Here is a 16,415-nt window from a genome sequence, read left to right on the forward strand (position 1 = left end):
TAACGGGATACCAGATCAAGGGCCTGTCCAATGTGCATAAAAAAATCCGGAAACGAGTGAGCGTTTCCGGATTCTTACACAGCCACTGGATCGGTCAACTGATCCTTAACTGATCGGCATTACAGCCCGAAGGCTGGCATTTTTAAATCAGATAAAGTCAGACTTATGCCTGGCCTTTGATCTCTTTACGACCGTTGTACGGTGCTTTTTCGCCCAGAGCTTCTTCAATACGAATCAGCTGGTTGTATTTAGCAACACGGTCAGAACGGCTCATAGAACCCGTTTTGATCTGGCCTGCAGCAGTACCAACAGCCAGGTCAGCGATAGTAGCGTCTTCAGTTTCACCAGAACGGTGAGAGATTACTGCAGTGTAGCCAGCGTCTTTCGCCATCTTGATTGCAGCCAGAGTTTCGGTCAGAGAACCGATCTGGTTGAATTTGATCAGGATGGAGTTAGCGATGCCTTTTTCGATACCTTCTTTCAGGATCTTGGTGTTGGTTACGAACAGGTCGTCACCAACCAACTGGATTTTGTCGCCCAGAACTTTGGTCTGGTATGCGAAACCGTCCCAGTCAGACTCGTCCAGACCATCTTCGATGGAAACGATCGGGTACTGTTTGGTCAGTTCTTCCAGGAAGTGAGTGAATTCTTCAGAGGTGAAAGCTTTGTTGCCTTCGCCAGCCAGAACGTATTTACCGTCTTTGTAGAATTCAGAAGCTGCGCAGTCCATCGCCAGAGTGATGTCTTTGCCCAGTTCATAGCCAGCAGCTTTAACAGCTTCAGCGATAACAGCCAGAGCTTCAGCGTTGGAACCCAGGTTCGGCGCATAGCCACCTTCGTCACCAACAGCAGTGTTCATACCTTTCGCTTTCAGAACTTTTGCCAGGTGATGGAAAACTTCAGAACCCATGCGGATGGCTTCTTTCACAGTTTTCGCGCCAACCGGCTGAATCATGAATTCCTGAATATCAACGTTGTTGTCAGCGTGCTCACCACCGTTGATGATGTTCATCATCGGAACCGGCATGGAGTATTTGCCCGGAGTACCGTTCAGTTCAGCGATGTGCTCGTACAGCGGCATACCTTTAGCAGCCGCGGCAGCTTTGGCGTTAGCCAGAGATACAGCCAGGATTGCGTTTGCGCCGAATTTGGATTTATTTTCAGTGCCGTCCAGGTCGATCATGATCTTGTCAATGCCAGCCTGATCTTTGGCATCTTTGCCAATCAGCGCCTGAGCGATCGGGCCGTTAACCGCAGCAACAGCTTTGGTTACGCCTTTGCCCAGGAAACGGGATTTGTCACCATCGCGCAGTTCCAGTGCTTCACGGGAACCAGTAGAAGCACCTGACGGAGCAGCCGCCATACCGACGAAACCACCCTCCAGGTGTACTTCGGCTTCAACAGTCGGGTTACCACGGGAGTCGATGATTTCACGACCGATGATTTTTACGATTTTGGACATTAGGGTTTCCTCAAGTCACTAGTTAAACTAAAACTCCAGACAAACAACGCGTACCCTGGGTACGCGTTGCCGTTCTAACTTTTTTACTTACTTCGCCTGACGTTTCTGGAACTCGCTGGCGGCTTTTACAAAGCCAGCAAACAGCGGGTGGCCATCACGTGGAGTAGAAGTAAACTCCGGATGGAACTGACAAGCCACGAACCACGGGTGATTCGGAACTTCGATGATCTCGACCAACTGATCATCCCCGGAACGGCCCGCAACGCGCAGACCTGCATCTTCAATCTGTTTCAACAGCATGTTGTTGACTTCGTAACGGTGACGATGACGTTCAACAATTGTCGGCGCATTGTACAGTTGGCGAACCAGGCTATCGTCAACCAACTGGCACTGCTGCGCGCCAAGACGCATGGTGCCACCGAGATCGCTATTCTCGCTACGAACTTCAACGTTGCCGTTTTCATCACGCCACTCGGTAATCAGCGCCACAACCGGGTACTTACAGTCTGGCACAAATTCCGTAGAGTTGGCGTTCTCCATGTTGGCAACATGGCGAGCGTAATCAATTAACGCCACCTGCATACCCAGGCAAATACCCAGATAAGGAATATTGTTCTCACGCGCAAAGCGCGCGGTAGTAATCATGCCCTCTACGCCACGGTAACCGAAACCGCCAGGTACGAGGATCGCATCCAGACCTTTAAGGATTTCAACACCGCGTGTTTCAACATCTTGTGAATCGATCAGTTTGATGTTGACGCTAACACGATTTTTCAGCCCGCCGTGTTTCAGTGCTTCAATCACGGATTTATAAGCGTCCGGCAGTTCAATGTACTTGCCGACCATACCGATAGTGACTTCACTTACCGGATTCGCTTCTTCAAAGATAACCTGTTCCCATTCGGACAGATTAGCTTCCGGGCAGTTCAAGCTGAATCGTTTACAAATATAATCGTCCAGCCCCTGAGATTTCAACAGGCCTGGAATTTTATAGATAGAATCGACGTCTTTCAGAGAAATAACCGCTTTTTCCGGAACATTACAGAACAATGCAATCTTCGCACGTTCGTTCGCCGGAACGGCGCGATCTGAACGACAAATCAGGATATCAGGCTGGATGCCGATAGAAAGCAGCTCTTTTACAGAGTGCTGAGTCGGCTTGGTTTTGACTTCACCAGACGCAGCCATGTACGGCACCAGGGTCAGGTGCATGAACAGCGCGTGTTCACGACCAATATCAACAGCCAACTGGCGAATCGCTTCAAGGAACGGCAGGGATTCGATGTCACCGACAGTACCGCCGATTTCGACCAGAACCACGTCGTGGCCTTCACCGCCGGCAAGAACGCGTTCTTTAATAGCGTTAGTAATGTGCGGGATAACCTGTACGGTTGCGCCCAGATAGTCGCCACGGCGTTCTTTACGCAGAACGTCAGAATAGATACGACCCGTGGTGAAGTTGTTGCGGCGGCTCATTTTGGTGCGAATGAAACGCTCGTAGTGCCCCAGGTCCAGGTCGGTTTCAGCGCCGTCTTCAGTAACGAACACTTCCCCGTGTTGGATTGGGCTCATAGTACCTGGATCGACGTTGATGTACGGATCCAGTTTCATGATGGTCACATTGAGGCCACGGGCTTCAAGAATGGCTGCGAGGGAGGCTGCGGCAATGCCTTTACCCAGAGAGGATACGACCCCGCCGGTCACAAAAATATAGTTCGTTGTCATGCTGAACCTGAGAAGTTAGGTTGAAAAGACGATGGAATAACCAGGACGGGAAAGCAGTATACCCGAACATGACCTGTGCCACAAACTTTCATTATCCCTCCTCTTCGCCAGCGCACAATTGAAATCAGGAGTGAGAAAATAGCCCCTTTGGGGTAAATGTTTTTGACGCAAATCAAGCGCTTGTCATTTAAAAAATGACACAAATCGCGCTTGACCGTGTAATTTCCTTAGAGATCAATTTCCTGCCGTTTTACCTGCTGCCAGACTTCTTCCATTGTTTCGAGGTCAACACCTGTCATTTCCAGTCCACGCGCGGCAACAATCCGCTCCACTTCGCGAAAACGACGCTCAAATTTTTCGTTAGCTTTTTGTAGCGCAATCTCTGCTTTCGTCCCTAAATGGCGGGCCAGATTGACCGTCGCAAACAGCAGGTCGCCCATTTCCTCCTCCAGTTTAGCCTGGTCCACTACAGCCTGCTGCGCCTCGTACATGACCTCGTCAATCTCTTCGTAAACTTTATCGACCACCGGGCCAAGCGTCGTCCAGTCGAAGCCAACGTTGGCGCAGCGTTTCTGGATTTTTTGCGCACGCATTAAGGCCGGTAAACTGCGAGGAATATCGTCCAGCGCTGAATGTTGCGCCTTCTGCGCGCGCTCTTCGGTTTTGATCTGCTCCCAACGGGCAAGAACTTCACTGCTGTTATCGGCAGAACTGTCAGCAAAAACATGCGGATGGCGGCGCTCTAACTTATCGCTGATCGCCGCGCAAATATCATTAAAGTCAAAGCGCCCTTCTTCCTGGGCCATTTGCGCGTAAAACACCACCTGGAACAGCAAATCGCCCAGTTCACCGCGCAGATCGTCAAAGTCTTCGCGGGCAATGGCATCCAGCACTTCATAAGTTTCTTCAAGGGTATAAGGTGCAATAGAAGCGAATGTCTGCTCTTTGTCCCACGGACAGCCGTTTTCCGGGTCACGAAGACGCTGCATGATAGTGAGCAAACGGTCGATTTGATTCATTGGAATGTCCTGAAAATTGCGGGTCTGTCAGGTGTAACACCTTCGAGTAAAGGATATCGTCGGATACGGCTGACGCCATATCCGGCTATGTAAGATTAATTCCCGTGCAGTCGTCTTGCATCGATAACATCTGGCACCTGATTGAGTTTACCCAGCACGCGCCCCAGCACTTGCAGGTTATAAATCTCAATGGTCATATCGATGGTCGCCAGTTGCTGTTTCGTGTCGCTGCGGCTGGCAACGCCAAGCACATTCACCTTCTCATTGGCGAGAATAGTGGTGATATCACGCAACAATCCACTACGATCATTGGCCTGCACGCGAACCACCAGCGAGTAACCAGCGGAGTAGCTCTCGCCCCATACCGCGTCAACAATTCGTTCCGGCGCATGGGAGCGCAGTTCCGCCAGTTGTTCGCAATCGGCGCGGTGTACGGAGATCCCGCGGCCCTGGGTAATGAAACCGACAATCTCATCGCCAGGAATCGGCTGGCAGCAACGCGCGATGTGGTGCATCAGGTTGCCCACGCCTTCTACCACTACACGACCGTTATCTTTACTGCGGTTTTGTGGTGTATAGCTTTTTTGCTGAAGCTGTTTCAGTGCGGCGGCGTCCTGCTCTTCGGCGCTCGGCTTATTAAATTGCGATTGCAGGAAGTTGACCATCTGATTGAGACGGATATCCCCGCCACCAATCGCCGCCAACAACTCGTCGACGTCATTGAAGTTGTAACGCGGCAGCAGATATTTTTCTGCTTCCTTCAGACTGATCCCCAAATGTTCCAGTTCGTCGTCAAGGATTTGCCGTCCTGCCAGAATATTTTTGTCACGATCCTGTTTACGGAACCAGGCGTGAATTTTCGAACGCCCGCGGCTGGTTGTAACATAACCCAGGTTTGGGTTTAACCAGTCACGGCTGGGATTCGGCTGTTTCTGGGTGATAATTTCAATCTGGTCACCCATCTGCAACTGGTAGGTGAATGGCACAATGCGCCCGCCAATTTTTGCCCCGATGCAGCGGTGCCCGACATCACTATGGATGTGGTAAGCGAAATCCAGCGGCGTTGATCCCGCAGGCAGATCAACAACATCACCTTTCGGCGTAAACACATATACCCGATCATCAAAGACCTGACTGCGTACTTCGTCGAGCATTTCGCCAGAATCAGCCATCTCTTCCTGCCACGCAATCAGTTTACGCAGCCAGGCAATCCGGTCTTCATGTCCCGAACGTGCGCCGCCAGCAGCCGCGCCTTCTTTGTATTTCCAGTGCGCAGCAACACCCAACTCTGCATCTTCATGCATCTGTTTGGTGCGGATTTGGATCTCAACGGTTTTGCCGCCCGGCCCCAACACTACGGTATGAATAGACTGATAACCGTTCGGTTTCGGGTTCGCAACGTAATCATCGAACTCATCCGGCAAGTGGCGATAGTGAGTGTGCACTATGCCCAGCGCGGCGTAACAATCCTGCAAACGTTCCGCGACGATACGCACCGCACGAACATCAAACAGCTCATCAAAGGCGAGGTTCTTTTTCTGCATTTTGCGCCAGATGCTGTAGATGTGTTTTGGGCGTCCATACACTTCAGCTTTAACGCCTTCAGCTTTCATCTCTGCACGCAGATGCCCCACAAACTCTTCAATGTAGTGTTCGCGGTCGAGGCGGCGCTCATGCAGCAGTTTTGCAATACGTTTGTACTCGGTCGGGTGGAGGTAACGGAAGCAGTAATCTTCCAGTTCCCATTTCAGTTGCCCAATCCCAAGACGGTTCGCCAGCGGCGCGTAGATATTGGTGCACTCTTTTGCCGCCAGCACGCGTTCATCTTCCGGCGCATCTTTTACCTCGCGCAGATGGGCAATTCGCTCCGCCAGTTTGATGACCACGCAACGGAAGTCATCGACCATCGCCAGCAACATCCGGCGAACGTTATCGACCTGTTCGGAGGAAACAGAATCGGTGTGCGTTGCTTTCAGTTGGCGGATTGCCGCCATATCGCGCACACCGTGAATAAGATTAACGACCGACTTACCGACACTCTCGCGCAGTACGTCTTCGCTGACGACGTTTGCATCGGCCAGAGGGAACAGCAGCGCAGCCCGCAGCGTGTCAATGTCCATACTTAATGTCGAGAGGATCTCCACCATCTCGACACCACGCCACAACAGCAAACTGGCATCCGGATGCCCCTGCGTCTGCTGCAGACAATACGCCCAGGTTTCGGCTAAGCACTCACACGACTTCTGGCTGGCAATGCCCAGACTTGCGATCCATTTTTCCGGATCAAATTCACCAGCCTTATTGATATGTGCACTTCTTACCGCAACCATCGTCCTCTCCTTTAGGGACCTGACCTGCTGAAATCAGCAAATCGTAACTATTTAACGCGCGAGAAAAGTACCATCGATTCCAGATGCCCCGTGTGTGGGAACATATCCAGCATCGCCAACCGCGCAATGGTATATCCTGCTTTTAATAACGCCTCGCTATCCCGAGCCAGCGTCGCAGGGTTACAGGATACATAAACTATACGAATAGGTTCCAGTTTTATAATTTGTTGCATAACGCCTGCTGCACCAGCACGCGCCGGGTCCAGCAACACTTTATCAAAGCCGTTTTTTGCCCACGGCTGCTTTGTGACATCATCTTCAAGATTTTCGTGATAAAACGTCACATTATGTAAGCGATTAAGACTCGCGTTCTGCTGGCCTTTTTCCACCAGCGCCGGAACCCCTTCCACACCAACAACACTTGCCGCACGGGTCGCTAACGGCAGCGTAAAATTGCCCATACCACAGAACAGATCCAGCACACGATCATCAGGCTGAACATCCAGCCACTCCAGCGCTCGCGCCACCATTTTCTGGTTCACACCCGCATTGATCTGAATAAAATCACGCGGACTAAAGGTTAAGCGCAACCCGTTTGAGTCATACCAGGGCATCTCGCCAGAGACGGTTTCGAGTATCTCACTATCGGGGGCGAGATACAGATCCAGGCCTTCAGAATGCGAAAAGCGTTCCAGTTTTTCGCGATCTGCCAAACTTAGCGGTGCGGTATGGCGTAAAATCATCAGCAGGCCGCTGGTTGCCTGCACCAGTTCAACATGACCAAGATGGCGCATAGCTTGTAAGCTGTCCAGGCATGCCCTGACTTTGGGCAACAACGCTTCAAGTTGGGGCACTAAAATAGGGCATTGTTTAACGTCGACAATGTCACTGGAACCCGCTTTGCGAAATCCCATCTGGAGTTGTTGTTTTTTCGGTAGATAGTTCAGACTTAAACGCGCGCGACGGCGATAACCCCAGGGGACATCGTCGATCACTTCAGAGACGTCGTGTTTCATTAACCGGGCGAGTGCTGCGCTTTTGCTACGCTGCTGGAGTTCGACGCTGGCGTGTTGTTGCTGACAGCCGCCGCATACGCCAAAATGAGGGCAGCGTGGCGTTTTGCGTTCCGGGCTGTCGCTTAACCTGCGCACGACCTTAGCGCGGGCGTACTGTTTTTTATCTTCAGTAACAGTAACTTCCGCGTTTTCCGGCGGTAGTAATCCAGGAATAAATAACGCTTTGCCGTTATGTCGCGCCACGCCCTGACCAAAAGAGTCGAGGTCGTTGACTGAAACGGTTATGATCTGACGCGTCGTCGCGCGTCGTTTTGCAGAGTAGAATTGCGCCATTGGCGAGACTTTCTCAATTTAACAGTGTGACCTTAATTGTCCCATAACGGAACTCCATGACCAACTACAGCCTGCGCGCACGCATGATGATTCTGATCCTGGCACCGACCGTCCTTATTGGTTTATTGCTTAGCATCTTTTTCGTCGTGCATCGCTATAACGACTTGCAGCGTCAACTGGAAGATGCCGGTGCCAGCATTATTGAGCCGCTTGCGGTTTCAACGGAATATGGCATGAGCCTGCAAAATCGCGAATCTATTGGTCAATTGATCAGCGTTTTGCATCGTCGCCATTCCGATATTGTTCGTGCCATTTCGGTTTATGATGAAAATAACCGACTTTTTGTCACCTCCAATTTTCATCTTGATCCTTCATCAATGCAGCTCGGCAGCAACGTGCCATTTCCGCGCCAACTTACTGTCACACGTGATGGCGATATTATGATCCTGCGCACGCCGATTATTTCTGAGAGTTATTCTCCCGACGAATCACCCAGCAGCGATGCCAAAAATAGTCAAAATATGTTGGGATATATTGCTCTTGAGCTGGATCTTAAATCAGTGCGCTTGCAGCAATATAAAGAGATCTTTATTTCTAGCGTGATGATGCTGTTTTGTATTGGTATCGCGCTTATTTTTGGCTGGCGCTTAATGCGCGATGTAACCGGCCCAATTCGCAACATGGTGAATACCGTCGACCGCATCCGCCGAGGGCAACTCGACAGTCGGGTGGAAGGATTTATGCTCGGAGAGTTGGATATGCTGAAAAATGGCATCAACTCGATGGCAATGTCGCTGGCGGCTTATCACGAAGAGATGCAGCACAATATCGACCAGGCGACGTCCGATCTGCGTGAAACGCTGGAACAGATGGAAATTCAGAACGTTGAACTGGATCTGGCGAAAAAACGCGCCCAGGAAGCGGCGCGTATTAAGTCAGAGTTTCTGGCAAACATGTCGCATGAGCTGCGTACACCGTTGAATGGCGTTATTGGTTTTACCCGCCTGACGTTGAAAACAGAATTAACACCAACGCAGCGCGATCACCTCAATACTATTGAACGCTCGGCAAATAATTTGCTGGCAATTATTAATGATGTTCTCGATTTCTCAAAACTGGAAGCAGGCAAGCTGATTCTGGAAAGTATTCCATTCCCACTACGCAGCACGCTGGATGAAGTGGTAACGCTACTGGCGCATTCTTCTCACGATAAAGGACTGGAATTAACGCTCAATATTAAGAGCGACGTGCCCGATAACGTCATTGGCGACCCGCTGCGTTTACAGCAAATAATCACTAACCTGGTGGGGAATGCGATTAAATTCACCGAGAATGGCAACATCGACATTCTGGTAGAAAAACGTGCGCTGAGTAATACCAAAGTACAGATTGAAGTGCAGATCCGTGATACCGGCATTGGTATTCCTGAACGTGATCAATCGCGTTTGTTCCAGGCCTTCAGACAGGCAGATGCCAGTATTTCACGCCGTCATGGCGGCACCGGGCTGGGGCTGGTGATTACGCAAAAACTGGTCAATGAAATGGGCGGCGATATCTCGTTCCATAGCCAGCCGAATCGTGGTTCAACCTTCTGGTTCCATATTAATCTCGATCTGAACCCGAATATTATTATCGAAGGGCCATCCACTCAGTGCCTCGCGGGTAAACGCCTGGCTTATGTCGAACCGAACTCTGCAGCCGCCCAGTGCACGCTGGATATTTTAAGCGAAACACCGCTGGAAGTGGTTTATAGCCCAACGTTCTCCGCGCTGCCTCCTGCACATTACGACATGATTTTGTTAGGGATTGCGGTAACCTTCCGCGAACCGCTGACGATGCAGCATGAGCGGTTGGCGCAAGCGGTGTCAATGACCGATTTTCTGATGCTGGCACTTCCGTGCCATGCACAGGTCAATGCCGAAAAGCTCAAGCAAGATGGTATCGGCGCGTGTCTGCTGAAACCCCTGACGCCTACACGTTTGTTGCCTGTACTGACGGAATTTTGTCATCAAAAGCAAAACACACTTTTGCCTGTTACCGATGAAAGTAAGCTGGCAATGACGGTTATGGCTGTTGATGATAATCCGGCAAACCTGAAACTTATCGGCGCATTGCTGGAAGATATGGTGCAGCATGTTGAGCTGTGCGATAGCGGACATCAGGCGGTTGAACGGGCGAAACAGATGCCGTTCGATTTAATCTTAATGGATATTCAAATGCCGGATATGGACGGCATTCGGGCATGTGAACTCATTCACCAGCTCCCGCATCAGCAGCAAACACCAGTTATCGCGGTAACGGCGCACGCGATGGCCGGGCAAAAAGAGAAACTGCTTGGCGCGGGAATGAGCGATTATCTGGCGAAACCGATTGAAGAAGAGCGGTTGCATAATTTGCTGTTACGTTACAAGCCCGGCAGTGGCATTTCTTCTCGCGTCGTGACGCCAGAAGTGAACGAAATTGTGGTGAATCAGAATGCGACTCTCGACTGGCAACTGGCACTGCGCCAGGCTGCAGGAAAAAACGATCTGGCGCGCGATATGCTGCAAATGTTGCTCGATTTCCTGCCAGAAGTTCGCAACAAAGTTGAAGAACAATTGGTTGGAGAAAACCCGGAAGGCCTGGTTGATTTGATCCATAAACTGCATGGCAGTTGCGGTTATAGCGGCGTACCGCGAATGAAGAATCTCTGCCAACTAATCGAACAACAGCTACGCAACGGTACTAAAGAAGAAGATTTGGAGCCGGAGCTACTGGAACTGTTGGACGAGATGGATAATGTGGCGCGCGAAGCCAGTAAAATTCTCGGTTAATAAACCTCTTGTCGAGTAAAAACCGGCTTCTTTATGAAGCCGGTTTCAGATTGGTGGCAAGTACCTGTGTTTATGCCGAATGCGGCGAGAACGCCTTGCCATGTCTACAACATCATATGAAGTGGTTCACTTGACTCCAGGCAAACGCTAGTAAAAATGCCCCTTAAGAAGGCACATTTACTGGCATTTGCCTGAAAAAATTCGATTCAGCATCGCTAAAACAATATTTTGCCGACCATTAGGTATATCAGCAAAAATAGCGAGGACTCAGGACAACAGCGTGCCCCAATGTTCAACCCACGGGTTTGATTCCGTTTCTGGTTCCGGGGTCTCGCTGGCATCAATCAGCAGCATTTCCCCTACCCGCTGCGCGCTTTGTTCCTGCAACAAAGCATCGAACTGTTTGCCACCATTGCAGAAATTCACATAACTGCTGTCGCCAAGGGCAATCACGCCATAACGCAGGTTCGGCTGGAAACCGAGGTTATCCTTTATTCCCAGAAAGAGCGGCACAATGCTGTCAGGAAGGTCGCCCTGCCCGGTGGTCGAGGTGACTACCAGTACGTACTTGTCCTGATAGGGTAGCCAGTCACTTAACTCTGGATCTTCAAATACCGTTGCTTTGTGTCCTTGCCCGGACAAAATGGCTTCCGCTTCTTCTGCAACTAACAATGCGTTGCCGTACATGGTGCCAACAAAAATACCAATTTCCGCCATACCGTTTTCTCCCTGGATTAGGAACTCATCTCACCATCCTGACCGGATGCCGCGCTGAACTCAACCCTTTCATTTTCAGGAAGTAGACCGCGCCAACCAAACTGTGATAACGCCTGCATCCAGGTGTCGTCCAGCCCCGCGTAAATAGTGAGCGGCTCACCAGTAAAAGGATGCGTCAATGACAACTGGCTGGCATGTAGCATTAACCTCTGCAGGCCGAAATGTTCAGCCCCGCTGCGGTTCTGGCGCAAATCGCCGTGTTTGCTGTCCCCAATGATGGGATGACGCAAATGGGCCAGATGGCGGCGTAGTTGGTGTTTACGTCCAGTTTTCGGCTCCAGTTCCACCAGGCCATAGCGCGTGGTCGGGTAACGTCCAGTCGCCACAGGCATTTCCACCGTCGCCAGACCGCGATAATGCGTTACCGCTGGCTGTGGATCTTTATCTTCGCGGGCATATTTATCAGCGATTTTGTCCAGTTCTTCTACCAGCGGATAATCCAGCTCCGCCTCATCCATCAGCCAGCCACGCACAATCGCATGGTAACGTTTCTGGATTTGGTGCTGTTCAAACTGTTGCGCCAACAGTCGCCCTGCCTCACTGGATAACCCCATCAGCAATACGCCAGAAGTCGGGCGATCCAGACGATGCGCGGTAAAAACATGCTGACCAATCTGGTCACGCACAGTTTGCATCACCACAACTTTCTCGTCGCGATCCAGCCAGCTACGGTGGACCAGCCAGCCGGACGGTTTATTTACCGCCACCAACCATTCATCCTGGTAGAGTATTTCCAACATCAGTTAGCATCATCCGCAAAAAGGGCATCCAGCTTTTCCAGCTCCGCCAGAATAAGCGCTCGTTGCGGGTGATCCGTCGCCAGCGCCATTTCATAGTACGGCGCCACAGCAAATGCCCCTGGTAATGGCTGATTGTTATCTAATAAATCGTGCATCCGCGGGATAAGCACCCACTGCAACCACTCCAACGGTTCCATGGTGTCCATAAAAAACGGTTGGGTACTGTTGAATAGATGCGGCTGGGGTTCATCATTGCGCCAGTGCTGATGTTCACGCAGCAGCGCTTCAAGCGCCTGCAACTGGAAACGAACGCGGTCATGAGTAGTCATAAAGCAGCCTCAAGTAAAAAACTGCCGCGAAGAATAGCAGGAATAAAAAAAGGGAGCACTGTATTCACAGTGCTCCCGATTCGTTTCGCAGCATTCCAGCTACTTTTGTTGCTCCCTGCTCATCCTTGACAACTTTTCCTTTAGCCTTACGGCCAATCGTTCATCCTGAACTATTGCTCCCTGCTCACACCACCCCGATGTGATACTTCATCCTGAAGTGTCCCTGGCCTTCCTGACCCACCGAATCATCCTGACCGGTTCTCATTCTCCATCCTGGAGGTGTCCTTTAACGCGTCCTGCGTTATCCTCTTCGCTTCATCCGGAAGCCTTTCCCTGAAACACCATCCTGGCGTGTCCTTCAGAAGTGTCATCATCCTGATGTTCACTTCATTGTCTGACTCCCTGTCGACGAAGATAGAATCGTCTTTTTCACTGCGTCTTACAAGGAGCTTACAGACAATGCCTTAAGGATAATTTCATATGAAAGTCGAAAAAACAACAATAAGCAATTGATTTCAAATCAAAATATCAAATCTCATCTTATTAAGTATTCGCTTATTTCCTGGCGATCTCCTACAGGGTCTGTAAGAGATCTCTCACAACAAGACGGGGTATTTGGATTACAGAAGAGGCTTAAGTTGGTTGAGGAATTCCGCAAGATTTGAGGCTAAATGCGCCCGTTTACGCGTTCCCAGTGTCTCTTTGCATACTTCGCCTGAGAGATTACACACCGAGATTACCTCCAGCTCTTCTTCCAGCGTCGCGATAAATAGCGTAGGCGGCAGTTTTAGACGTTTCTGAGTAACCAAATGGCCAATCAGATTTTCCTGCACTCGACGGAAGTCATCTTCGCTCCAGGTTTGCAGTAATGTCAGTTTGATATCACCAAACTGCGCATGCATATCCCCGGCAAACTGGGTCGTATAGAAGGTATGAATTGTGGGTTGTATCACAATATCAAACGCCCGTTCAACCGCGTTTACATTTTGCTCACCGGTAAACGGTTGAGGTTGCCAGTATACGGCGTCTTCGGTGGTTGAAATAATGCATGGCGAAGGAACGCCATACAGCTCCTCACTTAACGGCCAGCTTTTATACTGTTCATGCCAGGCATCGCAGTAGCGCGCAGTAAAATCCTTCAGGGCTTGTGCGGTCAAATCGTCCACTAATTTCTCTCTTCACTTAAACCAGATACACTTGTTGTTTAGTTTATCTGGTTTATGACGGTGAAACATGTCTTCTTATGCAAACCATCAGGCACTTGCAGGCCTGACTCTCGGAAAATCAACCGATTACAGGGATACCTATGACGCCAGCCTGCTGCAAGGCGTTCCGCGTAGTCTGAATCGCGATCCACTGGGTCTGAAAGCGGATAACCTGCCTTTTCACGGCGCGGATATCTGGACGCTATATGAGCTTTCCTGGCTAAATGCGAAAGGTTTACCGCAGGTCGCTGTGGGTCATGTTGAACTTGATTACACCAGCGTGAATCTCATTGAGTCGAAGAGTTTTAAGCTCTATCTCAATAGCTTTAATCAGACTCGATTTAACAATTGGGAAGAGGTGCGCCAGACGCTGGAGCGCGATTTAAGTACCTGCGCCCAGGGTAAGGTCAGCGTGGCGTTATATCGACTCGATGAACTGGAAGGCCAGCCAATGGGTCATTTCAATGGCACCTGCATTGATGAGCAGGATATCGCTATCGATAACTATGAATTCACCACTGACTACCTTGAGAATGCCGCCAGCGGTGAAAAAGTGGTGGAAGAGACGCTGGTTAGCCATCTGCTGAAATCAAACTGTCTGATCACCCATCAGCCAGACTGGGGTTCCATTCAAATTCAGTACCGTGGACACAAGATTGATCGGGAAAAACTGCTGCGTTATCTGGTTTCTTTCCGTCATCACAACGAGTTCCATGAGCAATGCGTAGAGCGTATTTTTAATGATCTGCTGCGCTTCTGCCAGCCAGAAAAATTAAGCGTTTACGCTCGTTATACCCGTCGTGGCGGTCTGGACATTAACCCCTGGCGTAGCAATAGTGACTTTGTCCCATCGACTACCCGACTGGTACGACAATAAATTTTTTTTCAGTTTTGCGTGCTGGATTCAAGCATAGAGTTGTGAAAGGCCATCAGGCAGGGCTATTGTAATCAAAGGGAATGACAATAATTGTCCCATAAGGAGTTTTTCTTGATTACACATATTAGCCCACTTGGCTCCATGGATATGTTGTCGCAGTTGGAGGTGGACATGCTTAAACGCACCGCCAGCAGCGACCTCTATCAACTGTTTCGCAACTGTTCACTTGCCGTTCTGAACTCCGGTAGCCTCACCGATAACAGCAAAGAATTGCTATCCCGTTTTGAAAATTTCGACATTAACGTGTTGCGCCGTGAACGCGGTGTTAAGCTGGAACTGATCAACCCTCCGGAAGAAGCTTTCGTCGATGGGCGCATTATCCGCGCCTTACAGGCCAACTTGTTTGCGGTTCTGCGCGACATTCTCTTCGTCTACGGGCAAATCCATAACACCGTTCGTTTTCCCAATCTGAATCTCGACAACTCTGTCCACATTACTAATCTGGTCTTTTCTATATTGCGCAACGCGCGCGCGCTGCATGTAGGCGAAGCACCGAATATGGTGGTGTGCTGGGGTGGTCACTCCATCAATGAAAACGAATATCTGTATGCACGGCGCGTTGGTAATCAACTGGGGCTTCGCGAGCTGAATATCTGCACCGGCTGCGGTCCAGGAGCGATGGAAGCGCCGATGAAAGGTGCAGCAGTAGGTCACGCACAGCAGCGTTACAAAGACAGTCGTTTTATTGGTATGACAGAACCGTCGATTATCGCCGCTGAACCGCCTAACCCACTGGTCAACGAACTGATCATCATGCCGGATATCGAAAAACGTCTTGAAGCGTTTGTGCGTATCGCTCACGGCATCATTATTTTCCCGGGTGGTGTGGGTACGGCAGAAGAGTTGCTGTACTTGCTGGGAATTTTAATGAATCCGGCCAACAAAGATCAGGTTTTACCGTTGATCCTCACCGGGCCGAAAGAAAGCGCCGACTACTTCCGCGTACTGGACGAATTTGTCGTACATACGCTGGGAGAAAACGCGCGCCGCCATTATCGCATCATTATTGATGACGCTGCCGAAGTAGCACGTCAGATGAAAAAAGCGATGCCGCTGGTGAAAGAAAACCGTCGCGATACCGGCGATGCGTACAGCTTTAACTGGTCAATGCGCATTGCGCCAGATCTGCAAATGCCGTTTGAGCCGTCTCACGAGAACATGGCCAATCTGAAGCTTTACCCGGATCAACCCGTTGAAGTGCTGGCCGCCGATCTGCGTCGAGCATTCTCCGGTATTGTTGCGGGTAACGTGAAAGAAGTCGGTATTCGCGCCATTGAAGAGTTTGGCCCTTACAAAATCAACGGCGATAAAGAGATTATGCGTCGTATGGACGACCTGCTTCAGGGGTTTGTCGCCCAGCATCGTATGAAGTTGCCTGGCTCTGCCTATATCCCTTGCTACGAAATCTGCACTTAATCTCCCTTCTCCCGGTAACGATCGTTGCCGGGTTTTGTTCTCCCTGGTCACTCACTAAGCAATCTATTTCATTTTCCATCTGAATATTTCAGCACGTCATCATGCAATTAATATCACCAACATCAATATGTCATACAATTTATATTGTAACGCAAACGTTTACCTGCTTTTATAAACCGCATTTTATCGCTGATAAAAATAAAATCTCATCATGATTAACTAAAAGTATTGATTTTTTCAGTTCAACCTACATATATTGCGCGCCCCGGAAGAAAACAGATGTCGTTTAGTGGGCAAATATCGCCCTTAAATT

Annotated in this window: 12 protein-coding genes; 3 read left to right on the forward strand and 9 right to left on the reverse strand. The window is 50.1% G+C overall.

Going from position 1 to position 16,415, the window contains the following annotated elements:
• Positions 1-163 precede the first annotated feature (163 nt).
• The 5 genes from eno to rlmD all read right to left on the reverse strand — a co-directional run bounded on the left by eno (position 164) and on the right by rlmD (position 7,885).
• Positions 164-1,462 (reverse strand): phosphopyruvate hydratase, encoded by a 1,299-nt coding sequence (gene eno / locus C7B16_RS18855; RefSeq protein WP_000036723.1) that lies wholly within the window; start codon positions 1,460-1,462, stop codon positions 164-166.
• Between the two features lie 87 nt (positions 1,463-1,549).
• Positions 1,550-3,187, reverse strand: coding sequence for a glutamine hydrolyzing CTP synthase (pyrG, locus tag C7B16_RS18860; RefSeq protein WP_000210856.1), 1,638 nt, complete (start codon positions 3,185-3,187; stop codon positions 1,550-1,552).
• Positions 3,188-3,414: 227 nt separating this feature from the next.
• Positions 3,415-4,206 carry a nucleoside triphosphate pyrophosphohydrolase gene (gene mazG, locus C7B16_RS18865; RefSeq protein WP_085449195.1) on the reverse strand — a complete coding sequence of 264 codons (792 nt, stop codon included), beginning with the start codon at positions 4,204-4,206 and terminating at the stop codon, positions 3,415-3,417.
• Between the two features lie 95 nt (positions 4,207-4,301).
• Positions 4,302-6,536 carry a GTP diphosphokinase gene (gene relA / locus C7B16_RS18870; RefSeq protein WP_000226792.1) on the reverse strand — a complete coding sequence of 745 codons (2,235 nt, stop codon included), beginning with the start codon at positions 6,534-6,536 and terminating at the stop codon, positions 4,302-4,304.
• A gap of 47 nt (positions 6,537-6,583) precedes the next feature.
• Entirely contained in the window at positions 6,584-7,885 is a 1,302-nt protein-coding gene (rlmD, locus tag C7B16_RS18875; protein ID WP_000046776.1) for a 23S rRNA (uracil(1939)-C(5))-methyltransferase RlmD, read from the reverse strand.
• A 56-nt stretch (positions 7,886-7,941) separates the two neighbouring features.
• Here rlmD and barA point away from each other — a divergent pair, with 56 nt between their 5' ends.
• Positions 7,942-10,698, forward strand: coding sequence for a two-component sensor histidine kinase BarA (gene barA, locus C7B16_RS18880; protein ID WP_000186435.1), 2,757 nt, complete (start codon positions 7,942-7,944; stop codon positions 10,696-10,698).
• A gap of 267 nt (positions 10,699-10,965) precedes the next feature.
• Here the strand turns inward: barA and C7B16_RS18885 are convergent, their stop codons facing one another.
• The 4 genes from C7B16_RS18885 to syd all read right to left on the reverse strand — a co-directional run bounded on the left by C7B16_RS18885 (position 10,966) and on the right by syd (position 13,710).
• Positions 10,966-11,415: a flavodoxin gene (locus C7B16_RS18885; protein ID WP_000807727.1), complete on the reverse strand. Its 450-nt coding sequence runs from the start codon at positions 11,413-11,415 to the stop codon at positions 10,966-10,968.
• Between the two features lie 17 nt (positions 11,416-11,432).
• On the reverse strand, positions 11,433-12,215 hold the full coding sequence (gene truC / locus C7B16_RS18890; protein WP_085449196.1) for a tRNA pseudouridine(65) synthase TruC: 783 nt from the start codon (positions 12,213-12,215) through the stop codon (positions 11,433-11,435).
• On the reverse strand, positions 12,215-12,544 hold the full coding sequence (locus tag C7B16_RS18895; RefSeq protein WP_000206974.1) for a YqcC family protein: 330 nt from the start codon (positions 12,542-12,544) through the stop codon (positions 12,215-12,217). The genes truC and C7B16_RS18895 overlap by 1 nt, the downstream gene beginning before the upstream one ends.
• A 620-nt stretch (positions 12,545-13,164) precedes the next feature.
• A complete protein-coding gene (gene syd / locus C7B16_RS18900) occupies positions 13,165-13,710 on the reverse strand; it encodes a SecY-interacting protein (RefSeq protein WP_000342441.1) in 546 nt (181 codons plus the stop codon).
• Between the two features lie 67 nt (positions 13,711-13,777).
• Between syd and queF the strand changes: the two genes are divergently transcribed.
• Both queF and ppnN read left to right on the forward strand, forming a co-directional pair.
• Entirely contained in the window at positions 13,778-14,626 is an 849-nt protein-coding gene (gene queF / locus C7B16_RS18905) for an NADPH-dependent 7-cyano-7-deazaguanine reductase QueF (RefSeq protein ID WP_000100401.1), read from the forward strand.
• A gap of 111 nt (positions 14,627-14,737) precedes the next feature.
• Positions 14,738-16,102, forward strand: a complete 1,365-nt coding sequence (ppnN, locus tag C7B16_RS18910) for a nucleotide 5'-monophosphate nucleosidase PpnN (protein WP_000627991.1) — start codon at positions 14,738-14,740, stop codon at positions 16,100-16,102.
• Positions 16,103-16,415 lie beyond the last annotated feature (313 nt).

It is taken from the genome of Escherichia sp. 20412-1, assembly GCF_003027595.1.
Taxonomy (GTDB): domain Bacteria; phylum Pseudomonadota; class Gammaproteobacteria; order Enterobacterales; family Enterobacteriaceae; genus Escherichia; species Escherichia marmotae.